The sequence below is a fragment of the Serratia sp. D1N4 genome (assembly GCF_054552755.1).
Window position 1 is genome coordinate 722307 of sequence record NZ_CM137274.1, and the last position, 25142, is coordinate 747448.

Annotated in this window: 22 protein-coding genes; 16 read left to right on the plus strand and 6 right to left on the minus strand. The window is 56.7% G+C overall.

Annotated elements, in window-relative coordinates:
* Positions 1–11 precede the first annotated feature (11 nt).
* From ACX1CU_RS03035 to ACX1CU_RS03045, 3 genes are all read left to right on the plus strand, one after another.
* Positions 12–1406 carry a GntP family permease gene (locus ACX1CU_RS03035; protein ID WP_459401167.1) on the plus strand — a complete coding sequence of 465 codons (1395 nt, stop codon included), beginning with the start codon at positions 12–14 and terminating at the stop codon, positions 1404–1406.
* 12 nt (positions 1407–1418) lie between these two features.
* Entirely contained in the window at positions 1419–2189 is a 771-nt protein-coding gene (locus tag ACX1CU_RS03040) for a 3-hydroxybutyrate dehydrogenase (protein WP_459401168.1), read from the plus strand.
* Positions 2190–2409: 220 nt separating this feature from the next.
* A complete protein-coding gene (locus tag ACX1CU_RS03045) occupies positions 2410–3330 on the plus strand; it encodes a L,D-transpeptidase family protein (protein WP_459401169.1) in 921 nt (306 codons plus the stop codon).
* 63 nt (positions 3331–3393) lie between these two features.
* Here the strand turns inward: ACX1CU_RS03045 and ACX1CU_RS03050 are convergent, their stop codons facing one another.
* Complete coding sequence (locus tag ACX1CU_RS03050) at positions 3394–4110, minus strand: GntR family transcriptional regulator (protein ID WP_459401170.1); 717 nt, start codon at positions 4108–4110, stop codon at positions 3394–3396.
* A 247-nt stretch (positions 4111–4357) separates the two neighbouring features.
* On the opposite strand from ACX1CU_RS03050, the gene mngA reads away from it, so the two are divergent.
* Complete coding sequence (gene mngA / locus ACX1CU_RS03055; protein WP_459401171.1) at positions 4358–6283, plus strand: PTS 2-O-a-mannosyl-D-glycerate transporter subunit IIABC; 1926 nt, start codon at positions 4358–4360, stop codon at positions 6281–6283.
* A gap of 130 nt (positions 6284–6413) precedes the next feature.
* Entirely contained in the window at positions 6414–9065 is a 2652-nt protein-coding gene (gene mngB / locus ACX1CU_RS03060; protein WP_459401172.1) for a mannosylglycerate hydrolase, read from the plus strand.
* A gap of 46 nt (positions 9066–9111) precedes the next feature.
* Here the strand turns inward: mngB and ACX1CU_RS03065 are convergent, their stop codons facing one another.
* The 4 genes from ACX1CU_RS03065 to ACX1CU_RS03080 form a co-directional block, all read right to left on the minus strand.
* The gene (locus ACX1CU_RS03065; protein ID WP_459401173.1) at positions 9112–10224 is read right to left on the minus strand and encodes a class II histone deacetylase; all 1113 of its coding nucleotides are present in this window, start codon (positions 10222–10224) and stop codon (positions 9112–9114) included.
* Positions 10221–11411, minus strand: coding sequence for an MFS transporter (locus tag ACX1CU_RS03070; RefSeq protein WP_459401174.1), 1191 nt, complete (start codon positions 11409–11411; stop codon positions 10221–10223). The genes ACX1CU_RS03065 and ACX1CU_RS03070 overlap by 4 nt, the downstream gene beginning before the upstream one ends.
* Positions 11412–11522: 111 nt before the next feature.
* On the minus strand, positions 11523–12182 hold the full coding sequence (locus ACX1CU_RS03075; protein ID WP_459401175.1) for a LuxR C-terminal-related transcriptional regulator: 660 nt from the start codon (positions 12180–12182) through the stop codon (positions 11523–11525).
* Between the two features lie 381 nt (positions 12183–12563).
* A complete protein-coding gene (locus tag ACX1CU_RS03080) occupies positions 12564–14198 on the minus strand; it encodes a DUF4139 domain-containing protein (protein WP_459401176.1) in 1635 nt (544 codons plus the stop codon).
* A gap of 211 nt (positions 14199–14409) precedes the next feature.
* Between ACX1CU_RS03080 and ACX1CU_RS03085 the strand changes: the two genes are divergently transcribed.
* The 4 genes from ACX1CU_RS03085 to ACX1CU_RS03100 are packed head-to-tail and all read left to right on the plus strand — an operon-like array spanning position 14410 to position 18042.
* On the plus strand, positions 14410–15903 hold the full coding sequence (locus ACX1CU_RS03085) for an APC family permease (protein WP_459401177.1): 1494 nt from the start codon (positions 14410–14412) through the stop codon (positions 15901–15903).
* Positions 15878–16465, plus strand: a complete 588-nt coding sequence (locus ACX1CU_RS03090; protein WP_459401178.1) for a DUF3156 family protein — start codon at positions 15878–15880, stop codon at positions 16463–16465. The genes ACX1CU_RS03085 and ACX1CU_RS03090 overlap by 26 nt, the downstream gene beginning before the upstream one ends.
* The gene (locus ACX1CU_RS03095) at positions 16458–17240 is read left to right on the plus strand and encodes an SDR family NAD(P)-dependent oxidoreductase (protein WP_459401179.1); all 783 of its coding nucleotides are present in this window, start codon (positions 16458–16460) and stop codon (positions 17238–17240) included. Before ACX1CU_RS03090 ends, ACX1CU_RS03095 begins: the two co-directional genes overlap by 8 nt.
* A 10-nt stretch (positions 17241–17250) precedes the next feature.
* Positions 17251–18042, plus strand: coding sequence for a MoaF C-terminal domain-containing protein (locus ACX1CU_RS03100; RefSeq protein WP_459401180.1), 792 nt, complete (start codon positions 17251–17253; stop codon positions 18040–18042).
* 43 nt (positions 18043–18085) lie between these two features.
* Here the strand turns inward: ACX1CU_RS03100 and hpaR are convergent, their stop codons facing one another.
* Positions 18086–18538: a homoprotocatechuate degradation operon regulator HpaR gene (gene hpaR / locus ACX1CU_RS03105; RefSeq protein ID WP_459401181.1), complete on the minus strand. Its 453-nt coding sequence runs from the start codon at positions 18536–18538 to the stop codon at positions 18086–18088.
* Positions 18539–18834: 296 nt separating this feature from the next.
* Between hpaR and ACX1CU_RS03110 the strand changes: the two genes are divergently transcribed.
* From ACX1CU_RS03110 to hpaI, 7 genes are all read left to right on the plus strand, one after another.
* A complete protein-coding gene (locus ACX1CU_RS03110; protein WP_459401182.1) occupies positions 18835–19467 on the plus strand; it encodes a fumarylacetoacetate hydrolase family protein in 633 nt (210 codons plus the stop codon).
* 2 nt (positions 19468–19469) lie between these two features.
* Positions 19470–20234: a fumarylacetoacetate hydrolase family protein gene (locus ACX1CU_RS03115; RefSeq protein ID WP_459401183.1), complete on the plus strand. Its 765-nt coding sequence runs from the start codon at positions 19470–19472 to the stop codon at positions 20232–20234.
* Positions 20231–21685 carry a 5-carboxymethyl-2-hydroxymuconate semialdehyde dehydrogenase gene (gene hpaE / locus ACX1CU_RS03120; RefSeq protein WP_459401184.1) on the plus strand — a complete coding sequence of 485 codons (1455 nt, stop codon included), beginning with the start codon at positions 20231–20233 and terminating at the stop codon, positions 21683–21685. Before ACX1CU_RS03115 ends, hpaE begins: the two co-directional genes overlap by 4 nt.
* A gap of 105 nt (positions 21686–21790) precedes the next feature.
* Positions 21791–22648, plus strand: a complete 858-nt coding sequence (gene hpaD, locus ACX1CU_RS03125; protein ID WP_459401185.1) for a 3,4-dihydroxyphenylacetate 2,3-dioxygenase — start codon at positions 21791–21793, stop codon at positions 22646–22648.
* A gap of 8 nt (positions 22649–22656) precedes the next feature.
* Positions 22657–23043 (plus strand): 5-carboxymethyl-2-hydroxymuconate Delta-isomerase, encoded by a 387-nt coding sequence (locus tag ACX1CU_RS03130; RefSeq protein ID WP_459401186.1) that lies wholly within the window; start codon positions 22657–22659, stop codon positions 23041–23043.
* Positions 23044–23062: 19 nt separating this feature from the next.
* Positions 23063–23866 (plus strand): 2-oxo-hept-4-ene-1,7-dioate hydratase, encoded by an 804-nt coding sequence (hpaH, locus tag ACX1CU_RS03135; protein ID WP_459401187.1) that lies wholly within the window; start codon positions 23063–23065, stop codon positions 23864–23866.
* Between the two features lie 475 nt (positions 23867–24341).
* On the plus strand, positions 24342–25136 hold the full coding sequence (hpaI, locus tag ACX1CU_RS03140; RefSeq protein WP_459401188.1) for a 4-hydroxy-2-oxoheptanedioate aldolase: 795 nt from the start codon (positions 24342–24344) through the stop codon (positions 25134–25136).
* The last annotated feature ends 6 nt before the right edge of the window (positions 25137–25142 follow it).

Sequence of the window (25142 nt, forward strand, 5' to 3'; positions counted from 1 at the left end):
ATGAGGAGTCATTGATGAGCGTTTTAATAGCCCTGGCCGCACTGGCCGTTTTGATGCTGGCGGCCTATCGCGGCTACAGCGTGATCCTGTTTGCGCCGATCGCCGCACTGGGGGCGGTATTATTGACCGACCCTAGCGCGGTAGCCCCGACCTTTACCGGGCTGTTTATGGAGAAAATGGTCGGCTTTATCAAACTCTACTTTCCGGTATTCCTGCTGGGGGCGGTGTTTGGCAAGCTGATTGAACTCTCCGGATTCTCCCGTTCCATTGTGGCGGCGGCGATCGGCATTCTGGGCCGTCGCCACGCCATTCCGGTGATCGTCCTGGTGTGTGCGCTGCTGACCTATGGCGGGGTTTCTCTGTTCGTGGTGGCCTTTGCGGTATATCCGTTTGCGGCCGAACTGTTTCGCCAGAGCGGCATCCCGAAACGCCTGATCCCTGCAACGGTGGCGTTGGGGGCTTTTTCTTTCACCATGGACGCGTTACCGGGCACTCCGCAGATCCAGAACATCATCCCCACCAGCTTTTTTGGCACCACCGCCTGGGCAGCGCCCTGGCTTGGGCTGATAGGTTCGCTGTTTATTATCGTGGTCGGTCTGGCCTACCTTGAGCGGCAGCGCCATAAGGCGCAGCTGCGCGGTGAAGGTTATGGCACTGCGTTGCTGAACGAACCGGAAACGCCAGAAGATATCAATCTGCCCAATCCGTGGATTGCCATTATGCCGCTGATCCTGGTGGGGTTGCTGAACCTGGCTTTCACCCGCTGGATCCCGCAATGGTACGGCCCCAGCCATGAACTGCTGCTGGCCGGCCTGGCTAAGCCGATCACCGTCGAAGTGAGCAAACTCACGGCCATCTGGGCGGTGCAGGCGGCCTTGTTGAGTGGCATTGTGGTGGTACTGCTGTTTGGCTTTCGCAATATTCGTGGTCGCTTGGCCGAAGGCAGTAAAAATGCCGTGGGGGGCGCGATGCTGGCGGCGATGAATACCGCGTCGGAATACGGTTTTGGTGCGGTGATTGCGGCGTTGCCGGGATTTTTGGTGCTCTCCAAGGCGCTGGCAACCATCCCCAACCCGCTGCTGAACGAAGCCATCAGCGTCACGATATTAGCCGGTATCACCGGTTCGGCGTCCGGAGGCATGAGTATTGCGCTGGCGGCGATGTCGGATTCATTTATTGCTGCCGCCCATGCGGCGGACATTCCGTTAGAAGTACTGCATCGCGTGGCGTCAATGGCCAGCGGCGGCATGGATACTCTGCCGCACAATGGTGCGGTAATCACCCTGTTGGCGATTACCGGTTTGAGTCACCGGCAGGCCTATGGCGGGATCTTCGCCATCACCCTGATCAAGAGCGCCGCGGTGCTGTTTGTCATTGGGGTGTTCTATCTGACCGGCATTGTATAAAGGAGAATTAACATGAAATTACAGGGCAAAACGGCACTGGTTACCGGTTCAACCAGCGGTATTGGCCTTGGCCTGGCCTCTGCGCTGGCGGCGGCAGGGGCGCGCGTGATCCTTAACGGTTTTGGCGATATCGAGCGGGCGAAGGATCATATTGCCAGCATTGGTAAAACGCCGGGCTATCATGCGGCGGATCTCAGCGATCCTCTGCAGATCGGCGACATGATGGACTATGTTAACCGTGAGTTTGGCGGGGCGGATATTCTGGTTAACAATGCCGGGATCCAGCACGTTGCCAAGGTGGAGGCGTTCCCGCCAGAGAAATGGGATGCGATCCTCGCGATTAATCTTTCCTCGGTGTTCCATACCAGCCGCCTGGCATTACCCGGCATGCTGGAGCGTGGCTGGGGGCGCATTATTAATGTGGCGTCGGTACATGGCCTGGTGGCATCCAAAGAGAAGGCGGCCTATGTGGCGGCCAAACACGGCGTGATTGGCTTGACCAAGACCATTGCGTTGGAAACGGCGCGCACCGCAATCACCTGCAATGCCATCTGCCCCGGCTGGGTGCTGACACCCTTGGTGCAGCAGCAGATTGATCAACGCATTGCCGCAGGGATCGATCCACAACAGGCGCGCGATGATCTGCTGGCCGAGAAGCAGCCTTCGCAGGAATTTGTCACCCCGGAGCAACTTGGTGAATTAGCCCTGTTCCTGTGTAGCGATGCGGCTATACAGGTGCGCGGTGCGGCGTGGAATATGGACGGTGGTTGGTTGGCACAGTAATTAGCTCGGTGGCGAATATCTGGCTCAGATTTGGCACTTCTGGGCCGATATCTATACAAAGTTTACCGTGCAGCACATTTGGCGACAAAAAAGTGTGATATTTGCTCCAGTAATGTTTCACTCTTGGGGGGAAGTGCACATATAATGCGCATCCGGTCACACTTGGCCGGATTTAACACATATTAATCATAGCCAGTGCGGCCACCACTCTAATACGAAGATGAAAATGAGCATTCGCGCGTTATTAACCCTGTTTACGGCACTGGCTGCGTTTAGCCAGGCTGCCCTCGCCGTTGTATACCCTTTACCCGCTAAAGATAGTCGCTTAGTCGGGGAAAATATCCAGATTACCGTACCAGCAGACAGCAAACTGCCGTTGGAAAGCTTTGCGGCTCAGTACCAGATGGGTTTGAGCAACATGTTGGAAGCCAACCCGGGCGTGGATCCGTTCCTGCCGTTACCGGGCAGCACGCTGACCATTCCGCAGCAGTTGATTCTGCCGAGTGCACCGCGTGAAGGCATCATCATCAACAGCGCTGAAATGCGTTTGTACTATTACCCGAAAGGCACCAATACCGTGGTAGTGCTACCGATTGGTATCGGCCAGTTGGGTAAAGACACCCCAATGGACTGGGTGACCAGCGTACAGCGTAAGAAAGACGGCCCAACCTGGACGCCGACTGCCAAAATGCGTGAAGAGTATGCTGCCGAGGGGGAAATCCTGCCAGCGGTCTACCCAGCTGGCCCGGATAACCCAATGGGGTTGTACGCGCTGTACGTGGGCCGCCTGTATGCCATTCACGGCACCAATGCCAACTTTGGTATTGGCCTGCGTGTGAGCCATGGTTGCGTGCGCTTGCGTGCTGATGACATCAAATACCTGTTCGACAGCGTGCCGGTCGGCACCCGCGTGCAGTTCATCAACGAGCCGGTGAAAGCCACCGTTGAGCCGGACGGTTCCCGTTACCTGGAAGTGCATAATCCGCTGTCTTCCAGCGAAGAGGAACTGAAGTCAAAAGAGCCAGTACCAATTCTGTTCTCTGAAGCGGTTGGCAAAACGCTGATGGATCCAAGCGTTGACCAGAATGAAGTCGACGCTGCGGTTAAAGCGCGTTTGGGTATGCCAGTCCGCGTGGGCTGAGTGTTCTGATAGGCTAAAAGCGCCTGCGGGCGCTTTTTTTATGGGGTAAAGCGGGGGAAGTGCTTAGCGCCCACGCTTTGCCACCAGCGTAAATTTGTAGTCTTCGCTTTTAAAGAAATTACGGCTGAATTCAAACACCCTGCCATCGCTCAGAAAACCGGTGGAGACTTTCTCCAGAATCGGCTTCTGTGCATCAATCCCCAGCGCGTTTACTGCATCTTCGGAAGGCATCACCGGTATGATTTCCTGCTCGCTGCGGTCGATCACCAGCTTTTTCACCTGCTCGATATAGTGATACTTGGATTTTTGCATTACTTCATAACTAAGATCGGGGAACAGCGCCAGCGGCATCCAGGTTTCTTCCAGCGTGACCGGTTTCTGTTTGATGTAACGCACCCGCTTAACGTAATACACCTTGTCGTCGGTGGTCAGACGCAGCGCTTCGGCGATCTCCGGGCTGGCTTTGGCGACCTGAAAGATCAGCACATCGCTATGGGTTTCCACATTGCGATCGGCCAGTTTTTCATAAAAGCTGGTCAACTGATAAATATCGTAATTAACCCGCTCTTCTTTCACATACCAGCCGCTGCCCTGAAGGCTTTCGATTACCCGCTCTTCGGTCAGCAACTTCAGCGCCTGGCGCACCGTTACCCGGCTGACGCCGTACTGTTCACACAACAGGGCCTCTGTCGGGAGCGCATCGCCTGGTTTCAGTTCGCCGCTGGCAACCTGTTGGCGCAGAGTATCCGCAATCTGGCGATAAATAGGCTTCTTGCTCAAGATGTTGGCATCCCCGATGGTGTATGGCTTTCTGCCTGCATTCTAGCCTTCACACTAGGATAATAAAACCAATAACCCGTCTTTCGTTGAATTATTGGCCTATATTTATAATACAAATTTAATACAAAAATAATGGTGATTTGAAATTGATCACAAAATGGTATGGTACTACTTGTTATTATCGCCACCTGTCTGGTGATGGAGCCGTGTTGGCTTCACAGCGAAAGCAGTTAAACCGAGGATAGCGATGAACCTGAGCAGCCTGACCCACCCCAGCCTGATAAACCTGCAAACGGAGTTTGCGGGGCGCGATCAGGCCATTCATCTGCTGGCCGATCAACTGGCCGAGCAAGGCAAATTGCACGACAAAGAGGCTTTCCTGCAGGCGGTATTCGCCCGCGAAGCGCAGGGCCCCACCGCGTTGGGGGAAGGGCTGGCGGTGCCGCACGGTAAAAGCGATACGGTCAAAGAGGCGGCATTTGCCGTCGCTACTCTGAAAACCCCGATTGAGTGGGAAGGCATTGATGGCCCGGAAAGCGTCAACCTGATCTTCCTGCTGGCGATCCCTGAGGCTCAGGCCGGTTCCACCCATATGCAATTGCTCACCACGCTGACCACCGCGCTGGTGGATGACGATATTCGTGCGGCGGTATTGCAGGCCACCACGGCGGAACAGTTGCTGGCCCTGTTGTCCCAAGATGCGGCAGAGCCTGAACAACCGCAGCAGGATGCCACCCGGCCAACGATCGTGTGCGTGACCGCCTGCCCGGCAGGGATCGCCCATACCTATATGGCGGCGGAATATCTGGAAAAGGCGGGGCGCAAGCTCGGCATTAACGTCTATGTGGAAAAACAGGGTGCCAACGGTATCGAAGGCCGCCTGACGGCTGAGCAGTTGAATCAAGCCACCGCCTGCGTGTTTGCCGCCGAGGTGGCGATCAAAGAGGTGGAACGCTTCAACGGCATTCCGCGCATTGAAACGCCGGTGGCGGAACCGATCAAACATGCCGAACGTATTCTCAATCGTGCGCTGGAGGCGGGCAAATCCGGCAACGGTGCTGAACGCGTCAGGCAACAGGACTTGCCTGCGCAGAAACCGAGCGTGAAAACCGAACTCAAGCAGGCGCTGCTGAGCGGTATCTCTTTTGCCGTGCCGCTGATCGTTGCGGGTGGCACGGTGCTGGCGGTGGCGGTGCTGTTGGCACAGATCCTCGGGCTGCAACATCTGTTCGATCAGGAGAACTCCTGGCTGTGGATGTATCGCAAACTGGGTGGCGGCATGCTTGGCACCCTGATGGTGCCGGTACTGGCCGCTTACACCGCCTATTCGCTGGCCGATAAACCGGCGCTGGGCCCCGGCTTTGCTGCCGGGCTGGCGGCAAACATGATCGGCTCCGGCTTTCTCGGTGGCGTGGTCGGCGGGTTGATCGCTGGCTATCTGATGCGTTGGGTAAAAAGCCACGTGCGCCTCAGCCCGAACTTCAACGGTTTCCTGACGTTTTACCTGTACCCGGTGATTGGCACCCTGGTGGCGGGCAGCCTGATGTTGTTTGTCATTGGCCAACCGGTAGCCTGGTTGAACAACGGCCTGACCAACTGGCTCAACGGTCTGTCGGGCACCAACGCGCTGGTGCTGGGGGCGATCCTCGGCTTTATGTGCTCGTTCGATCTCGGCGGCCCGGTGAACAAAGCGGCTTATGCCTTCTGCCTGGGGGCGATGGCCAACGGGGTGTTCGGCCCTTATGCAATTTTCGGTGCGGTCAAAATGGTGTCGGCTTTCACGGTTACCGCCTCGACGATGCTGGCACCGCGTCTGTTCCAGCAGTTTGAAATTGAGACCGGTAAATCCACCTGGCTGCTGGGCCTGGCGGGCATTACCGAAGGGGCGATCCCGATGGCAATTGAAGATCCGCTGCGGGTGATCGGCTCCTTCCTGGTGGGATCGATGGTGACTGGCGCTATCGTCGGTGGCATGGGCATCGGCCTGTCTACACCGGGCGCGGGGATCTTCTCGCTGTTCCTGCTGCATGACAATGGCCTGGGTGGGCTGCTGTCGGCGGCGATCTGGCTGGGTGCGGCGCTGATTGGTACGGTGATTTCCACGCTGGTGCTGATCCTCTGGCGGCGCCAGGCGACCAAGCAGGGCAAATACACTATTGCTCAGCCGCAGTAATTTCGGGTTCGCATTTCCCCCTCTCCTTGGGGAGAGGGCCGGGGTGATGAGCTAGCAGCCTCACCTTGAACGGTTTAGCGTTAACTGATTGGCAGTCTATTGAATGCGCTGCCCTATTTAGGAATTGAAGATGAAAGCAGTATCACGAGTTCATATTACGCCGCATATGCACTGGGATCGTGAGTGGTATTTTACCACCGAGGAGTCACGCATCCTGCTGATTAACAATATGGAAGAGATCCTGACCCGGCTGGAAACCGATCCCGAGTACCGGTTCTATGTGCTGGACGGGCAAACGGCGGTGCTGGAAGACTATTTCGCCATCAAGCCGGAAAACACCGAGCGGGTGAAGGCGCTGGTGCAGGCGGGCAAGCTGATTATCGGCCCGTGGTATACCCAGACCGATACCATGGTGGTCTCCGGTGAATCCATCGTCCGCAACCTGATGTACGGCATGCGCGATTGCCTGGCCTTCGGCGAGCCGATGAAGATTGGCTATCTGCCGGACTCTTTCAGCATGTCCTCACAGTTACCGCACATCTTCAACGGCTTTGGCATCACGCGTGCCATGTTCTGGCGTGGTTGCTCCGAGCGCCACGGCACCGACAAAACCGAATTCCTGTGGCAGAGCAATGACGGCAGCGAAGTGGCGGCGCAGGTACTGCCGTTGGGCTACGCCATCGGTAAATATCTGCCAGAGGATGAAGCCGGGCTGCGCAAACGGCTGGACAGCTACTTCAAGGTGCTGGAAAACGCCTCGGTTACCCAAGACATCCTGCTGCCCAACGGCCACGATCAGATGCCGCTGCAACAGAATATCTTCGCGGTGATGGCCAAGCTGCGCGAGATCTACCCGCAGCGCGAATTTGTCATGAGCCGTTTTGAAGAAGTGTTTGAGCGCATCGAAGCCAGCCGTGAACGTTTGGCGACGCTGAAAGGTGAATTCAACGACGGCAAGTACATGCGCGTGCACCGCACCATCTCCTCTACTCGCATGGACATCAAGATCGCCCATGCGGAGATCGAGAACAAGATCGTCAATATTCTCGAACCGCTGGCGGCGATCGCCTGGTCGTTGGGCTTTGAATATCACCACGGTCTGCTGGAGAAAATGTGGAAAGAGATCCTGAAAAACCACGCACACGACAGCATCGGCTGTTGCTGTAGCGACAAAGTGCATCAGGAGATCATGACACGCTTTATCCTGGCGGATGACATGGCCGAGAATCTGGTGCGTTTCTATATGCGCAAGATTGTCGACAACATGCCGGTGCAGCACAGCGATGCGGAAGGTCAGGTGGCCGACAAACTGACCTTCTTCAATCTGTTGCCTTACGCCCGTGAAGAGGTGATCAACACCACCATCCGCATTCGTGCCCGGCAGTTCTCGCTGTTGGACGACCAAGGTCAGCCGGTGGAATACTTTATTCGTGACGCACGGGAGATCGACCCGGGCTTGGTGGATCGCCAAATCGTCCATTACGGCAACTACGATCCGTTTATGGAATACGATATTCAACTGCGCCAAAGTTTACCGGCAATGGGATATTGCACCCTGCATATCCACGCCAATCAGGCCGGGGTTCTGCGCCAACCTGCGGCGCAGCCAGCGGACCTGCTGGAAAACCGCTATTACCGCATCGGCCTGAATGCTAACGGCACGCTGGATATTGAAGATAAGCAGACCGGTTGCCGCTACCAACAGGTGCTGCAACTGGAAGACGGCTCGGATGATGGCGACGAATACGACTATTCTCCTTCCCGCCAGGAATGGTTGATCTACTCCACGCAGAGCGCTGTGACCACCGCCATCCGCCACGAAGCTTGGCAGAGTACCGCCACGCTGGCACTGCGGATGGCGCTGCCTGCCAATCTGCAACAGCGTGCCGAACGCCAAACCGACGGTTATCTGGACGTGCAGTGCCAGATCACGCTGGCGCACGGCAGCCGCCGCATCGACATTGAGATGCAACTGGATAACCAGGCCGACGATCACCGCGTGCGCGTGCTGATCCCGACGCCGTTTGCCAGCAAAACCGTGCTAGCGGATAACCAGTTTGGCAGCATTACCCGCCCGGTGGACGATCCGGCGATGGCGTATTGGCAACAGGAAGGCTGGAAGGAAGCGCCGATCCCGGTGTGGCAACTGATGAACTTTGCCGCGTTGCACGATCGGCACCATGGCTTGGCGCTGTTCACCGAAGGGCTGCGCGAGTTTGAGATTGTCGGTGAACGCCGCGATACCTTTGCGCTGACGCTGTTCCGCTCGGTCGGCGTGCTGGGCAAGGAAGAGTTACTGCTGCGCCCAGGCCGCCCTTCCGGCATCAAACTGCCGACGCCGGATTCGCAGATGCGTGGCAAATTGCACTGCCGCTTCAGCCTGTTCAGCTTTGCGGGCGATCCGCATCAGGCGGGCGTGATGCAGCAGGCGCGGGCCTATGTCACACCGGTGCGTTGCTACAACAAGATCCCGTTCGATGCGATGAAGCTGAACCTGGCGCCATTCCGCACCCCGCTGCGTTTCAGCCTGCTGTCGATGGCGGAATCTGGCCCGGTGCTCAGCGTGCTGAAGAAGGCCGAAGATGCCGAAGCCCTGGTCATCCGCGTCTACAACCCTTCAGAACAGGTGACGATCGGCGGGCAGTTAACGCTGGAAACACCGTCGCAGGAGTGGTTGGAAACCGGTATGGATGAACAACCGCTGGCGCAGCAGAATGCAGCGAGCGGGGATTTCGGCCAGCTTGCGCCGTGCCAGTCGAAGACTTTCCGGTTTATTCGTTAAATATGTTGGAGACAGAGGCGTGGATATCCACGCTTCTAAACAGGAATTACAGATCAAACTCCCTCGCCAACCTATCAATAGCCGCGCGCTGGAACTGGTTGAAGGCTTCTCTAGGCTGCTGTTGCTGAATAAACCCCAGCAGCGGATCCTGCACTTCGGTGCGGATCCCGCTCAACTCCTCCATCACCGCCAGCCCGCAGAACGGTACGTAGGCTTCGGCATAACCGCCCTCATGAACCATCACCAGTTTACCCTCGCATAACCGATCGGCAGCGCTTTGCACCTGTGCGGTCATGGCGCGGAAGCTGTCGCTGTGCAGTTGCATACGCGCCAGCGGATCGAGGGCGTTGGCGTCGTAACCGCAGGCAATAATGATTAATTCCGGCTTGAAGCGTTCCAACGCCGGGATCACTATCTGCTGCATGGCGTATTGATAGCCGTCGTCACCGGCACCGGCCAGCAGCGGAATATTGAGGTTATAACCGCGACCGGCACCTTCCCCGCGATCCTGCTCACCGGCGTAACCCGCAGGGAAACAGCCGTCCTGATGCAAAGAAATGGTTAACACGTCATCGCGCTGCCAGTAGATATGCTGAGTGCCATTGCCGTGGTGTACGTCCCAGTCGATCACCGCCACCTTGCCCAGCCCTAGCGTGGCCTGAGCGCGTTCGATGGCGATCGGAATGTTAGCCAGAAAACAGAATCCCATCGATTGATCCGGCAGGCAGTGGTGGCCCGGCGGGCGCGATAGCGAGTAGGCATTGTCCAACTCACCTTTCAGCACCGCTTCGACGGCGGCGCAGGCCAAACCGACAGAGAGTTTGGCGATCTCATAACTGCCCGGCCCCAATGGGGCTTCTTCCCCCAGCATGCCGCCGCCGTTGTCGCTCAGTTGCTTGAAGCGTTGCAGGTAGTGTGCGGGATGGATACGCAGCAGATCCTCTTCTTCCGCCGGTTCTGCGCTCAGCAGGCTGAGCTGGCGCGACAGGCCTGAAACGTCCATCAGGTTTTTCATCCGTCGCTTGGTCTCCGGCGATTCCGCATGGCCTGCGCCCGATGGCGGTTGTACCCAGCCGCCCACCGGCAGCGTGGTGGCGTGCAGGCCAGTGCTGTGCCAGAAGCAGCGTTCATCAAAGAAGAAACCGGTTTTTCTTTTCACCTTATAACTCCTGTTAAACGGCGCGGCGTGCGCGGTGAAGCCAGTGAGATCAGCAGCAAAGACAGCAGCGCGCAGGTGAGCGCCCCGCCCAGCAAAGAGCCGATCCCACCGGAAGATTCGATCAGGTAACCCGCCAGCGTTGGGCCAATCGCCATACCGCCGCCGATCACCAGGTTGATGCTGTTCATCAGCTTGCCGTTGTTATCCAGCGCAGCGACGCGCGCCAGAATGAATGGCAGCACAAAGGTCCAGGTGAATTTGAACATCACCGCAGCCAGCGTAAAGCGAATGAGCAGCGGATCGCGGCTCAGCAGCACGATGCTGGCGATCAGCAGGCCATAGCCGATCCACAACAGCGGTTTATGGCTGCGCCGTGCGCCAATCAACGAGGCGCATCCGGCACCGATAATGCCAAACACAGTAGCAGCCGCCAGCACCTGCCCGCTGTGCACCAGCGAAAGGCCGGCGGTGGCGGCGATATTGCCGATAAAGGTCCAGACGGCGCTCAGGCTGATATAGAAGGTTAACACCGCTAACACGGCGTACAGCTTGCGGCTGAGCGGGGCCGCTGGGAACGGGCTGGAAGTGCCGTTGGTTGGGTGAAAGCCGCTGGGGAACGCGCGGATCAGCGGCAGGCAACACAGCATGATCGCCGCCAGAATCAGGTACACCACCATCAGGCCGAAATGGGCGAACAGCGGCGGCAATGCCAACAGGCCAATCACCCCCAACAACAACTGGCCCAACACCCAGAAGGCATACACCCGGCTGGGGTTGCTCGTTCTGGCAGCGCAGGTGATGCACAGGATCATCAGCGTGCCGCCTGCCAGCGAGGCGATAAAGCGCAGTATCAGTAACAGGTTGTAATCACTGACCATCGCCGAGGCCAGGTTGCCAAGCATAAATACCGTGGCCGCCAGCGTAGCGATCTGGCGCCAGTTGATGCGGCCGATCCACCACCAGGCCGGGAGCGTTGCCAGGCTCATGGCTCCGAGTTCGGTGGAGAATAAGCGGCCGATCTGGCCGGGGCTGAGCTGCCATTGCAGCGCCAACTGCGCGGCAACCGCCGGTGCGGTCATTAATATGCCCGGTGCGATGGCCGCAAAAACAATAATTGCCGTTAACAGCGCGGGCGGGCAGGGGAGCGCCGTAGCGGGAACAGATATTGAAAGTGAATTATTGGACATCGTTAATATCCTTGATTTTCATCCATAAATATCCGCCACGCCGTTTTTTTAGCATGCGGAAGCCGGGCCAGGTTTGGCGGATCTTGTGCTGTGATATTTTGAGTAAAACGATCAGCCGTGAGCGATAAAACCGCTGGAAACCAGCTCAGTGCGGTTAACCACCGCCGTTTTGGCAAAGATATTGCGCATATGTGTTTTCACCGTCGAGAGCGAAATCCCCAGCTTCAAGGCAATACGTTTATTACTCGCCCCTTCGCGCACCATATTGACGATCTCCTGCTCTTTGGCGGTGAGCAGTGGTGCCTCTGCGTCTGGCAGCAGATCGCGGGTGGCCAGTTCGATCAAAGGCATGATCGCCCGCAGCCGGCTGCGTTCGGGCTCGGTGAACGGCGTATCGCGGATCAGCGAAACCCCGGCGATGATCCGCTTGCGCTGGCGAATAAAGATCTCGGTCATATCGCGCATCTGGTTCGGTAACATAAAGTCATGATAGTAGTGACTGTTATTGGCGAACGCCGCCGGGCTCATGCCCACCATGGTGATCTCCTGCTGGTGGAAATTGGCGGGTTTATGCGGATCCAACTGCTGAAAGTGATTCAGATATTGCTGGTGGGTGTTATCAGAAATGCCGTGCAGGATATAGTGTTCGGGCCGCAGATCCGGATCGACCAGATAGAATACCGCCGCAGAAACCGGGATCAGATGCGCAATGGTATTCAGACAGCTTGAGATAAAAGCGTCGTTACGCACGGGGGATGATGTGGTTCGCATAATTCATTTTCCTCCCTTTCTTGATCTGCCGCTTGTGCAATATATGAACGTTGCAAGCATAGTTGTAGCAAATAATTAACACAATAAGAACACATTAACAACGTGAGCGTTATTGCAATAAAACACATTAATAACAACATCTCGGTGTTGGTTTGGTAGGCTTTTCACCTCTGATTAATAGCGGCTTCATTAATACATTAATAAAAATGATGTGGCAGTTTCCCGCTGAATTTACAACGGTTTCTGTGATTTCTATCTCTGCCATATTTGGCGTAGCGGCGTGCTACAAATAGCACCGCTTGTGGGCTGGCCTCGTTCTTAAGAACGATAGCCAGGCCTTTTTGTGGTTTTCTGCGGGGGAAAGGGTGACTTAAATGCGCTCTACAGGCCGTTAACCCGTTGGTCTTTCGGGTATTTCACCGTATAGGATAAGCCCAATTTACGGGATTGATTTGGTGCCAGATCCAGCGCCCATTGAACCTCGCCGGTATCTTTATTGTAATTGGCACCGTCATAGTTGAGGTTATCGACCGTGATGGAGGAATCACGGCTCATCGGCACCTGATCCAGCACCACCAATTTAACCGGCTCTTTACGGGTGTTTTTGACCTTCATAACGTAGGAATATTGCTGGCTGACGGAATTACCAAAAAACTCGGATTTAGAAGTGAGTTGTTTGTCATTCTCACGGTTAATCACTATTTTCTTATCCCGGCCTAAAGACAGATCCAGCGTTTCTTTGGCGTTCTTGATATTGATATAGCCTTGCCCAACAAAGGAGCCTTCAAAGAAAATGCTGGATTGACCCGGCAGCAGATTGAGGCTTTCCCACTCTTTTAGCTGAACCTGTAAAAATGCATCCTGCTCTAATTTTGGCACCACCACGTAACGGTAATCGCCTTGCACATCGACATCTTTAATTAATACCGCATGGCCTTTGCCGTCAGTGGCAATATTGTAGGGCAAGGAAATGCTGAAGCGGGTATTAACGCCGCCGACATCGGTTACCACATAATCTGACAACGATTGACTCTTAACTTTTCGCTCTTGCGCCCCTGCCAGGGTATCGACAGATTCATCAGCCATCGGCGCGGGTGCCATGGCTGGCATCGGCGTTTCTTGCGCCACCATTTTGCTGCGCGAGTAATCCTTATACAGATCGAGAAACCAAGGATTTAAGCGCGGAGCCTGTGCGCCCTCGCTGGGGTTACCGCTGGAAAGCGTCAGATTCACTTTATTCCAGTTAATCCCGCTGTTCTGAAAGACGTTGGCTTTATAGCTGAGCTTCACCGGGCGATTAATATTCTCCACCCGCACATCATAGGTTGGAACCCAACCTGCATCCTGAATCACGTAGGATAATTTAATATCACTGGTCACGGCTTTCGGCGTGTAAAACTTCACTACCACCTGATTAACCGCCTGGCCTGTTTTTTGCTGCGCTTCCTCAAGCTGACTGTTCAACTTTTCGATATTTTTATCGATGGCGGCGATCTTTTCTTTAAGATCAATATCCGCCAGCAAAGCTTCGCTCATTCGCTTGCTGACCAGTTCAAGCATCTGGTTAATTTGTTCAACCGAAGCGCCTTCTTTCTCGCCGCCCAGCGCTTTATTGCTTTCCAGCACCGAGAGCTGAGCCTGAATCACTTCTCGCTGCACGTTCAGCTTACTCTGCTCACGGGTTGCCGTTTCAATTTGCGTGGTCAGTTGCACCACTTCTGGTGAGATATTCTCGGTCAGAAAGTCCCGTTTTACGCTGGAGGATTGAACCACCACCCCGTTATCGGCATCCAGCATCAGGCTTTGTTCATTCACTCCGCTGGCGATATTGGTAAATATCACTTCGCTTTCACCCGCCGGTAAGGTGACTTTCGCGCTATTGAATAACTCGGCTCCGCGAATAAACACCGTCACGTCATTGAGCTTAATGTCCTGTATCTGCGTTTCGGCATAGGTCGGGTAGGCTAAAACTAGCGAGGCGCACAGCAAAGTGGCTTTAAATCCCTGCATCGTCATTGATTTATCCTTAAATATGTTGTGGTAATACGTTTACATTATTGATACCGACGCCGAGAAGCAAATACGCTGCGCTCGCGTGATATTACCCACAAGTTAATCCCTATCGTTCTTAAGGACGATAGTCAGTCTTTTCCTTTCCTTCTTATAGTGAGATTACCGCTTTTAGCGGCCACAACACCGGGTCAAAAACTATAAAGAGGAAGTAACCATGAACCTGTCATCACGGCTCCATGCCCAGCTTGAACGGGGCAAGGTCGGGTTCCCCACCACGTTAGCCAGTTCGGTTGGGGTGATAATGGCCAGCCCGGTGATCCTGACCGTGACCAGCGGTTTTGGTATCGGTGGTGATACCTTCGCATTGGCGATGCTGATCGCCTTTATCATGATGCAAGCGCAGCTCACCACCTTCTCCGAAGCGGCGGCGATCATGCCGACCACCGGTTCAGTGTATGACTATATCTCCTGCGGCATGGGGCGGTTTTTTGCCATTACTGGCACCCTGTCGGCCTATCTGATCGTGCATATCTTTGCTGGCACCGCTGAAACCATTCTCTCCGGCATCATGGCGCTGGTGAACTTTGAGCATCTCAACACCCTGGTGGAAAGCCACAATGCGTCGTGGATGATCGGCATCGGCTTGGTGATCATCTTCGGCCTGCTGAATGCGCTAGGTATTGAGGCTTTCGGCAAAGCGGAAGTGGTGCTGACGTTCTGCATGTGGACCACGCTGATGATCTTCTCGATCGCCGGGCTGTTGCTGCCCCACGCGGTGCCGCTGGAAGGCTGGTTCGGCAGCACGCTCAGCGTCGGCGATCCCTGGGCGGTATTCAGCCTGATTGGCATGGCGATGTTTATGTTCGTCGGCTGCGAACTGGTAACGCCGATGGCACCGGAGATTAAACGCTCCCACCGCGTCATCCCGCGCGCCATGTCATTAGGGCTGTGCGGTGTGGCGACCTGTATGGCGCTGTACGGTGCGGCGCTCAGCCATCAGGTGGAAAACGTAGTGCTGGATGCGGCCAACAACGTGCATCTGCTGGATACGCCGATGGCCATTCCGGCGTTTGCTGGCCGAGTGATGGGGGACTTTGGTAAATACTGGCTCGGTATCGGGCTGCTGCTGGCGGGTGCGGCCACCATCAACACCCTGATGGCGGCGGTGCCACGCATTATGTACGGCATGGTGCTGGACGGGGCATTACCGCGCATTTTTGCTTACCTGCATCCGCGTTTTAAAACCCCGGTGGTGGCGATTGCGGCGGCGGTGTTGATCCCTTGTGTGCATGCTATTGCCATTCAGGGCAATCTGGATCGCATCATTCCGATGGTGCTGGCCGCCGTCTGCGCCTGGGGCGTGGCTTATCTGCTGGTGACCTGCTCGGTGGTGATCCTGCGCGTCCGCCGCCCGGATCTGCCGCGTGCTTATAAATCGCCATGGTTCCCACTGCCGCAGATCGTCTCCAGCATCGGTATTCTGCTGGCGATTTTCAATATTACCCCCCCGGGTATGAACCCGCGTGACGTCTATATTCCGTTCGGCATCATGATTGGCCTGACCGCTGCTTATGCGCTGTTCTGGACCCTGTGCGTGCAGCGAGTTAACCCGTTTAAACCGGTGCCGGTGGAAGAAGTGCTGGAACGCGCCTTTGCCAGAGCGGAAAACGAGGAGGTGGAATTTGATCGGCTTACTTCCCTCACTTAATCGCGCTTGGCGGCGCGATCCTCCCGGTTATCAACCGGGGGCGGCGCTGAACCGCCTGGCTAATAATCTGCAACCCTACACCTGTGAACGGCTGGCGGCCAACCAACTGCGGCTGACGCTGCCGCAGGGGCCGAGCATTGATATCTGTGAGCAGGTGCAATCGCTGTTTCTGGCGCATATCGTCACCCACCGTTTTCGCTTGCAGGGCCTGACCACGCTTGCTGAACCGCTGGTGCTGAAGGTGATTACCGGCGGCTGGCTGCGCCGCAACGGCGTGATTTATCGCACCAAAGCCAAACATGCGAGTGCCCAGCGGCTGCTGACCATGCTGTATCAATATCCACAAATCGGGGCAACCTTGGAGAAGCTCGATTTCCGCCACGTTACGCTCCAGGTGAAAGACGGTGGCTGGCAGATGGAGATTGAACATTTCGCGGCTTCCGAAGTGGTCAGCCGTTTGCCCGCGAGTCGTCGCTATTTGCGGCTGGAGGCCGAGCAGCGGCGTTTGCTGCTGAGCAGCTTCCTGATGATCGGCCAACTGATGGAGAAGTGTGATGAGTAGAGTGGTAGTGATCACCGGCGGCGGCAGCGGCATTGGTGCCGCCTGCGCGCGCTTGCTGGCACAGCAGGGCGATCGGGTGTTTATCGTTGGCCGCCGCCATGCACCGCTGAACGCGCTGGCGGATGAGATTGGCGTTCAGGCGGTGGTCGGTGATGCGGCCAGCGGTGATAGCTGGCAAAAGACAATCTTACCGGCAATTTTACAACAGGCCGGGCGTATTGATTGCCTGATCGGCTGCGCCGGTGGCATGGGGCTGGGGCGGATCACCGACGTGAGCGACAGCCAGTGGCAGCAGGCGCTGGACAGCAACCTCAACAGCGCGTTTGCCAGCGCGCGGGCCTGCCTGCCGGAACTGGTGAATAGCGGCGGCAACCTGCTGTTTGTGGCGTCGATCGCTTCATTGGCCGCCGGGCCGGAGGTGTGCGGCTACGTTACCGCCAAACATGCGCTGATCGGCCTGATGCGCTCCATTGCTCGCGATTACGGTCCGCAGGGCGTGCGTGCCAACGCAGTATGCCCCGGCTGGGTGACCACGCCGATGGCGGATGAAGAGATGCAGCCGTTAATGGCTGCGCATAACTTAACCCTGGAGCAAGCCTACCAACACGTTTGCCGCGATGTGCCGCTGCGCCGCCCGGCCAGCGCCGAAGAGATTGCGCAGGTGTGCCGTTTTCTCTGTTCACCGCAGGCATCGATTATTACCGGCGCAACGCTGGTGGCCGATGGCGGTTCCACGATTGTCGATGTCCCTACTTTAGCGTTCACCTCTTTATAAGGAGCAGCAGATGAGTTCAGAAGCGGTATTTATTCAGGTTGGCGCGTTGGCAGAAGGTTTCGCCCCGCACAGCCATACGCTGGAGCAACAGGATTTGGCGGGGCTTGAGCTGGCTTTCTGTTTTGCCGAAGGGGATTCAGTGAGCTGCCATTTCAATAACGATCAAACCTTGCTGTGGCAGGATCGGCGCGTTGACTACCGTGCCACCAGCATTCGCCCGGGGATCCTGTTTATCGATTTTCTCGATCCGCAGCGCGCCAACGGCAGCATCACGCTGGTGTGCGATCGCCAGCAGGGTAACTTTACCGCGGTATATGGCCAATTACCGGATGAGCCACAGGTGAGGCTGGATGCCTTCAGCCGGGTCGAGCAGGGGTTGCCGTTGACCGCGGTAAATGTGCAATTGCGCTTTGGCCGTCTGGATCATAGCGTTGCTGCCTTGCCGCAGTTGACCGACGAACTGATCAGCATGCGTAATCTGTACACCTACAGCCCAACCGAGCGTTACGAGCATATCTATCTGAATGACAATTTCTACGCCTGGCAGTGCTTAGATGGCGTTGAGCAAGGGCTGGCGGACGTCGATCGCTGCCATTATGTGAAAGTGGCGGAAAAGCTCTACCTGTTCGTCTGGCGCGAAAAGATTGTGCCGACGCTCGGCGTGGTGCTGATCGATCTGCAGGGCATGCGCACCGATGGCAAAATCCTCGGCTATCGGGGCAGTGACTTCAACGCCTTGAGTAACTTTGCCGTGGGAGCGCATGCGCAGATCCTCAATATCACTCAGCATCCGCTGGCCTGAGCCGAGAAATTGCACGTTGCAGCGCCGTTGGCTGCAACTCTTATTATTGCTCGTTGGGATCCGTTGCCACATCGTCTGGCTGCTTAGCACCTAGCTGGGTCAATTCACCCAGCAACCCCATCAGTTGTTCCATTTTCTGCCGCGAAAACGCCGCTTCGATCTCCTGATAGCCCTGTTCCACCTGATGGCGTGCCAATTCATACAGCTCCTGACCCTGCTGGGTCAGCGAGACATACAGCTTGCGCTGATCGTTGACCGGCTTGAGGCGGAAGATCAGTTTATCCCGCTCCATGCGCGACAGAATGCCGGTCAGGCTGGGGCGCAGGATGCAGGTTTCTGCGGCTAATTCATGGAACTCAATCGAACGGCTGTTGGCCAAGACGCGAATGATACGCCACTGCTGTTCCGTCAGATTATGGCTTTTCAGGATCGGGCGGAAGAACCCCATGGCGGTTTCACGCGCCTGCAACAGGGCGATGGTGAGCGATTCATGCATGTGTATGGCCTTTAGCTTTCAAAACGTTCTGTCTGTGAGAGGAGTTTGTTAACAACTTAATAGTAGCCAACTTTGCGGCGATGAAGGAAGCAAAAGTACCCGCCGTGATGAAAAAAAACACTAGAAAGGGTTAACGGATTGAATAATAGCAGCAATGTTTTTGTTTTGTGAATATTTCGTTATCGCGATCACAAATTAAATTAACCGCGTTGCGTAAAAGCTGAACAGCGTATAAAACTGATCATTAATATATTAACGAATAGTGATTGTGCTGTTTTGCCATTGAAGGAGTCTCTATGAAAGGCACCGTATTTTCCGTTGCACTGAATCACCGCAGCCAGCTTGATGCCTGGGATCAGGCGTTTCGCGCGGCCCCGTATCAAACCCCGCCGAAGACGCCGGTGTGGTTTATCAAACCTCGCAACACCCATCTGATCAACGGCGGCAGCATTCCCTTCCCGGCCGGTGAAACCGTGCAAAGTGGCGCGACGCTGGCGGTGGTGATTGGCAGCATTGCCCGTAAGGTTCCGGCTGCAAAGGTGGCTGACTACATTGCTGGCTATGCGCTGGCGAATGACGTCAGCCTGCCGGAAACCAGTTTTTACCGCCCGGCGATCAAAGCCAAATGCCGCGACGGTTTCTGCCCGCTCGGTGAGGTGGTGCCGTTAAGTAATGTGGATCAACTGGAGATCGTCACCGAAATCAACGGCGTAGAGCAGGATCGCTGGTCAATGGCCGATCTGGTGCGTTCAGTGCCGGAACTGATCGCCGCCATCAGCGATTTTATTACCCTGCAACCGGGCGACGCGGTGCTGGTTGGCACGCCGCACCAGCGGGTGGAAATCAAACCGGGCGATCGGGTTACGGTGCGTGCCCCAGGTGCGCCTTTGCCAGCTCTGACTAACCGCGTGATGCAGGTAGGAGAATAATCATGAAACATGCTCGTATCCGCCATCATGGCCAGATTGTGAATGTCACCGTTGATGACCAGTTGCAGGTGACGCTGCCGGATGGCAGCAAGCTTGATGAATATGACGTCGAGTGGCTGCCGCCCGCGCAGGGCACGGTGTTTGCCCTCGGCCTGAATTACGCCGATCACGCCAGTGAGCTGGAGTTTAAAGCGCCGGAAGAACCGCTGGTGTTCCTGAAAGGGCCAAACACGCTGACTGGCCATCGCCAGGTTTCTGTTCGCCCAGCGGGCGTCGACTATATGCATTACGAAGCCGAACTGGTGGCGGTGATTGGCAAAACCGCGCGCAACGTCAGCCGCGAACAGGCGATGGAATACGTGGCCGGTTACACCCTGTGTAACGACTACGCGATCCGCGATTACCTGGAAAACTACTACCGCCCGAACCTGCGGGTGAAGAGCCGCGACACGCTGACGCCGATCGGCCCTTACATTGTCGATCGTGACGATGTTAACGATCCGCACAACCTGACGCTCAGCACCTACGTCAACGGCGAGTTACGCCAACGCGGCACCACCGCCGATATGATCTTCGACATCCCATTCCTGATCGCTTATCTGAGCGAATTTATGACGTTGCAACCGGGCGACATGATCGCCACCGGCACGCCGAAAGGCTTGGCCGATGTGCAGCCGGGCGACGAAGTGGTGGTGGAGATCGAAGGCATTGGCCGCTTGGTTAACCACATTATCAGTGAAAAAGATTACGAGGAGAGCCTGAGATGAAAACCATCAACCATTGGATCAATGGCAAGAACGTCGCCAGTAAAGAGTATTTCACCACCGTTAACCCGGCCAACGGTGAAGTGCTGGCGGAAGTGGCCTCCGGCGGCCAGTTGGAGATCGATCAGGCGGTAGCTGCTGCCAAAGAGGCTTTCCCGAAATGGGCTAATACGCCGATGAAAGAGCGCGCGCGCCTGATGCGCCGCCTGGGTGAGCTGATCGACCAGAACGTGCCGCAGATTGCCGAGATGGAAACCGCCGACACCGGTTTGCCGATCCACCAAACCAGAAACGTGCTGATCCCGCGTGCTTCGCACAACTTTGAGTTCTTCGCCGAAATCTGCCAGCAGATGAATGGCCGCACCTATCCGGTGGACGACAAGATGCTCAACTACACGCTGATCCAGCCGGTGGGGGTGTGTGCGCTGGTGTCGCCGTGGAACGTGCCGTTTATGACCGCCACCTGGAAGACCGCGCCTTGCCTGGCGTTGGGCAACACCGCGGTGCTGAAAATGTCCGAACTGTCGCCGCTGACCGCCGATCGCCTGGGCGAACTGGCGCTGGAAGCCGGTATCCCTGCCGGGGTGCTGAACGTGGTGCAGGGCTACGGTGCTACCGCAGGGGATGCGCTGGTGCGCCATAAAGACGTGCGCGCGGTGTCGTTCACCGGCGGTACGGCCACCGGCCGCCGCATTATTGAAAGCGCCGGACTGAAGAAATTCTCGATGGAACTGGGCGGTAAATCGCCGGTGCTGATCTTTGAAGATGCCGACATTGAGCGCGCGCTGGATGCCGCGCTGTTCACCATCTTCTCAATCAACGGTGAACGCTGCACCGCCGGTTCGCGCATCTTTATTCAGGAAAGCATCTACCCGGAATTCGTCAAACGCTTTGCCGAGCGCGCCAACCGCCTGCGCGTGGGCGATCCGCAGGATCCTAATACCCAGGTGGGTGCGCTGATCAGCCCGCAGCACTGGGAGAAAGTGTCTGGCTATATCCGCCTAGGTATCGAAGAAGGGGCAACCCTGCTGGCAGGCGGCCCGGATAAACCCGCGGGCCTGAGCCACGGCAACTTCCTGCGCCCGACGGTGCTGGCAGATGTCGACAACCGTATGCGTATCGCGCAGGAGGAGATTTTCGGGCCGGTGGCCTGCCTGCTGCCGTTCAAATCAGAAGAAGACGGCCTGCGCATGGCCAACGATGTGGAGTACGGCCTGGCGTCGTACATCTGGACGCAGGATGTGAGCAAGGTGCTGCGTCTGGCCCGCAATATTGAAGCGGGTATGGTGTTCGTCAACACCCAGAACGTCCGCGATCTGCGTCAGCCGTTTGGCGGGGTGAAAGCCTCCGGCACCGGCCGCGAAGGGGGCGAGTACAGCTTCGAAGTGTTTGCCGAAATGAAAAACGTCTGTATTTCCATGGGGGATCACCCGATCCCACGCTGGGGTGTGTAACAGGTTTCACACCCTTTAGATTAACCAAGGACTTATACCCAGATTTCGAGTTACGGCACAGCTAACGCACCTGTAACTCGACGTATGAAGGGTATGGGAGGATATATGGGTAAGTTAGCATTAGCCGCAAAGATCACACACGTTCCTTCAATGTATCTGTCTGAGCTGCCGGGCAAGCACCACGGTTGCCGCCAGGCGGCGATCGCCGGTCACAAAGAGATCGGTGCGCGCTGCCGTGAACTGGGCGTCGATACCATCATTGTGTTCGACACCCACTGGCTGGTGAACAGCGCCTATCACATCAACTGCACCTCGCACTTCAAAGGGGTCTATACCAGCAACGAGCTGCCACACTTCATCCGCGACATGGATTATGAGTACGACGGTAACCCGGAGTTGGGCCACCTGATCGCCGAAGAAGCCTGCAAGCTCGGGGTACGCGCCAAGGCGCATGAGATCCCAAGCCTGGAGCTGGAATATGGCACGCTGGTGCCAATGCGCTACATGAATAGCGATCGGCACTTCAAGGTGGTGTCCATTTCTGCCTTCTGCACCGTGCATGATTTTGCCGACAGCCGCCGCATGGGTGAAGCGATCAGAACCGCGATCGAGAAATACGACGGCATCGTGGCGGTGCTGGCCAGCGGCTCACTGTCACACCGCTTTATCGACGATCAGCGTGCCGAACAAGGCATGAACAGCTACACCCGCCAGTTCGATCAGCAGATGGACGAACGTGTGGTGCAGCTGTGGAAAGCCGGGCGCTTCAGCGAGTTCTGCGAAATGCTGCCGGAGTATGCCAACTACTGCTACGGCGAGGGCAACATGCACGACACCGTGATGCTGCTGGGTCTGTTGGGCTGGGATAAGTACTCAGGCGAGGTGGAGTTTGTCACCCCGCTGTTTGCCAGCTCCGGTACCGGGCAGGTGAATGCCGTGTTCCCACTCCCTGCTGAAGCCTGAGGTGCCTGATGCCCCATTTTTATGCTGAATGTACTGACAACATCCGCCGGGAGGCGGATTTGCCCGCGCTGTTTGCCAAGGTGCACCACGCGCTGGCGGAAACCGGCATTTTCCCGCTGGCGGGCATCCGCAGCCGCGCCATCTGGCTGGATACCTGGCAGATGGCCGATGGCAAGCAGAACTACGCCTTCGTGCATATGACGCTGAAGATCGGCCACGGCCGCAGCCTAGAAAGCCGCCAACAGGTGGCGGAAATGCTGTTCATCCTGATCAAGGATCACTTCGCCGCGCTGATGGCCAACCGTTATCTGGCGCTCTCTTTCACCTTGGAAGAGCTGGATCCGGTGCTGAATTACAAGCAGAACAACGTCCACGCGCTGTTTAGTAAAAACTGAATAAGAGGAAGGGCCATCAATGCTGGATAAAGACGTACTGAGCCGAGCCGTGCAGCGCCTGCATCAGGCGGAACAGAACCGGGAGCAGATCCGCGCGTTGTCGCTGGATCACCCGGAGATCACCATCGAAGATGCCTATGCCATCCAGCGCCAGTGGGTTGAGGTGAAGATTGCTGAAGGGCGCACGTTGAAAGGCCACAAGATCGGCCTGACGTCGCGCGCCATGCAGATGAGCTCGCAGATCACCGAACCGGACTACGGCGCGCTGCTGGACGACATGTTCTTCAACGACGGCAGCGATATTCCTTTCGATCGCTTTATCGTGCCGCGCGTGGAGGTGGAACTGGCGTTCGTGCTGGCAAAACCGCTGCGTGGGCCGAACTGCACGCTATTCGACGTGTACAACGCCACCGACTATGTGATCCCGGCGCTGGAGATCATCGATGCGCGCAGCCACAACGTTGATCCGCAAACCCAGCGGCCACGCAAGGTATTCGACACCATCTCTGACAATGCCGCTAATGCTGGCGTGGTGATGGGTGGCAGGCCGATCAAGCCGGATGCGCTGGATCTGCGCTGGATCAGCGCCTTGCTGTATCGCAACGGGGTGATTGAAGAGTCTGGCGTGGCGGCGGCGGTGCTTAATCATCCGGCCAACGGCGTGGCATGGTTAGCCAATAAGCTGTTCCCGTATGACGTGGAACTGGAGGCCGGGCAGATCATCCTCGGTGGCTCCTTTACCCGGCCGGTGCCCGCACGGCGCGGCGATACCTTCCATGCGGACTATGGCCCGATGGGCTGCATCAGCTGCCGGTTTGTCTGATCGCTCCCCCTCACCCTGACCCTCTCCCCGAGGGAGAGGGGACGGATCGAGTTCGTTGAGGCTGTTGTGCAGAGGCTAATCAAGAGCAGCGATTGCCCTCTCCTGTGGGGACGGCTGGAGTTTGTTGATGCCGTTGTGCAAAGGCTAATCAAGAGCAGCGATTTTGGGGCGGCTGGAGTTTGTTGATGCCGTTGTGCAAAGGCTAATCAAGTGCAGCGATTTGGGGACGGCTGGAGTTTGTTGAGGCCGCTGTGCAAAGGCTAGTCAAGTACAGCGATTGCCCTCTCCTGTGGGGACGGCTGGAGTTTGTTGAGGCTGTTGTGCAAAGGCTAACAAGTGCAGCGATTGTTCTCTTCTGTGGGGACGGCTGGAGTTTGTTGATGTCGTTGTGCAGAGGCTAATCAAGTGCACCGATTGCTCCCTCTCCCTGAGGGAGAGGGCTGGGGTGAGGGGGAAATACCTAATGGAGAACACAATGCTAACTAACCAATTTAAACAGGCCTTGCAGGAAAAACGCCCGCAGATTGGCCTGTGGCTGGGGCTATGCAGCAGCTATAGCGCCGAACTGCTGGCCGGAGCCGGATTTGACTGGCTGCTGATCGACGGTGAACACGCGCCAAACAACGTGCAGACGGTGCTCGGCCAATTGCAGGCAATAGCACCTTATCCCAGCCACCCGGTGGTGCGCCCAGCCTGGAACGATGCGGTGTTGATCAAACAGCTGCTGGACGTTGGTACGCAGACCTTGCTGATCCCGATGATCCAGAACGCCGAACAGGCGCAGGCCGCGGTGCGTGCCACTCGCTATCCGCCGCACGGCATTCGTGGCGTGGGCAGTGCGCTGGCCCGGGCATCGCGCTGGAACCGGATACCCAACTATCTGCAACAGGCCGACAGCCAGATGTGCGTGCTGGTGCAGATCGAAACCCGTGAAGCGGTGAACAATCTGGATGCCATCTTGCAGGTGGAAGGCGTGGACGGGGTGTTTATCGGCCCGGCGGATCTGAGTGCCGATATGGGTTTTGCGGGTAATCCGCAGCACCCGGAAGTGCAGCGCACCATTGATGATGCGATTGCGCGCATCAGCGCTGCGGGCAAGGCTCCGGGCATCCTGACGGCACAGATGGAACTGGCACAGCATTATCTGGAATCCGGTGCGCTGTTTGTCGCCGTTGGGGTGGATACCACCCTGCTGGCGCGGGCGGCTGAATCCTTGGCAAGCCAATTCAAGCGGGGCAAACCGGCAGTGCAATCCCCGGGCGTCTACTAATCGGAG

Excerpts from the sequence above, each read along its gene's own strand:
- ACX1CU_RS03040 (WP_459401168.1), top strand. The coding sequence starts at position 1,419 with ATGAAATTACAGGGCAAAACGGCACTGGTTACCGGTTCAACCAGCGGT.
- ACX1CU_RS03045 (WP_459401169.1), top strand. The coding sequence starts at position 2,410 with ATGAAAATGAGCATTCGCGCGTTATTAACCCTGTTTACGGCACTGGCT.
- mngA (WP_459401171.1), top strand. The coding sequence starts at position 4,358 with ATGAACCTGAGCAGCCTGACCCACCCCAGCCTGATAAACCTGCAAACG.
- mngB (WP_459401172.1), top strand. The coding sequence starts at position 6,414 with ATGAAAGCAGTATCACGAGTTCATATTACGCCGCATATGCACTGGGAT.
- ACX1CU_RS03070 (WP_459401174.1), bottom strand. The coding sequence starts at position 11,411 with ATGTCCAATAATTCACTTTCAATATCTGTTCCCGCTACGGCGCTCCCC.
- ACX1CU_RS03075 (WP_459401175.1), bottom strand. The coding sequence starts at position 12,182 with ATGCGAACCACATCATCCCCCGTGCGTAACGACGCTTTTATCTCAAGC.
- ACX1CU_RS03080 (WP_459401176.1), bottom strand. The coding sequence starts at position 14,198 with ATGACGATGCAGGGATTTAAAGCCACTTTGCTGTGCGCCTCGCTAGTT.
- ACX1CU_RS03085 (WP_459401177.1), top strand. The coding sequence starts at position 14,410 with ATGAACCTGTCATCACGGCTCCATGCCCAGCTTGAACGGGGCAAGGTC.
- ACX1CU_RS03095 (WP_459401179.1), top strand. The coding sequence starts at position 16,458 with ATGAGTAGAGTGGTAGTGATCACCGGCGGCGGCAGCGGCATTGGTGCC.
- ACX1CU_RS03100 (WP_459401180.1), top strand. The coding sequence starts at position 17,251 with ATGAGTTCAGAAGCGGTATTTATTCAGGTTGGCGCGTTGGCAGAAGGT.
- hpaR (WP_459401181.1), bottom strand. The coding sequence starts at position 18,538 with ATGCATGAATCGCTCACCATCGCCCTGTTGCAGGCGCGTGAAACCGCC.
- ACX1CU_RS03110 (WP_459401182.1), top strand. The coding sequence starts at position 18,835 with ATGAAAGGCACCGTATTTTCCGTTGCACTGAATCACCGCAGCCAGCTT.
- ACX1CU_RS03115 (WP_459401183.1), top strand. The coding sequence starts at position 19,470 with ATGAAACATGCTCGTATCCGCCATCATGGCCAGATTGTGAATGTCACC.
- hpaE (WP_459401184.1), top strand. The coding sequence starts at position 20,231 with ATGAAAACCATCAACCATTGGATCAATGGCAAGAACGTCGCCAGTAAA.
- hpaD (WP_459401185.1), top strand. The coding sequence starts at position 21,791 with ATGGGTAAGTTAGCATTAGCCGCAAAGATCACACACGTTCCTTCAATG.
- ACX1CU_RS03130 (WP_459401186.1), top strand. The coding sequence starts at position 22,657 with ATGCCCCATTTTTATGCTGAATGTACTGACAACATCCGCCGGGAGGCG.
- hpaH (WP_459401187.1), top strand. The coding sequence starts at position 23,063 with ATGCTGGATAAAGACGTACTGAGCCGAGCCGTGCAGCGCCTGCATCAG.
- hpaI (WP_459401188.1), top strand. The coding sequence starts at position 24,342 with ATGCTAACTAACCAATTTAAACAGGCCTTGCAGGAAAAACGCCCGCAG.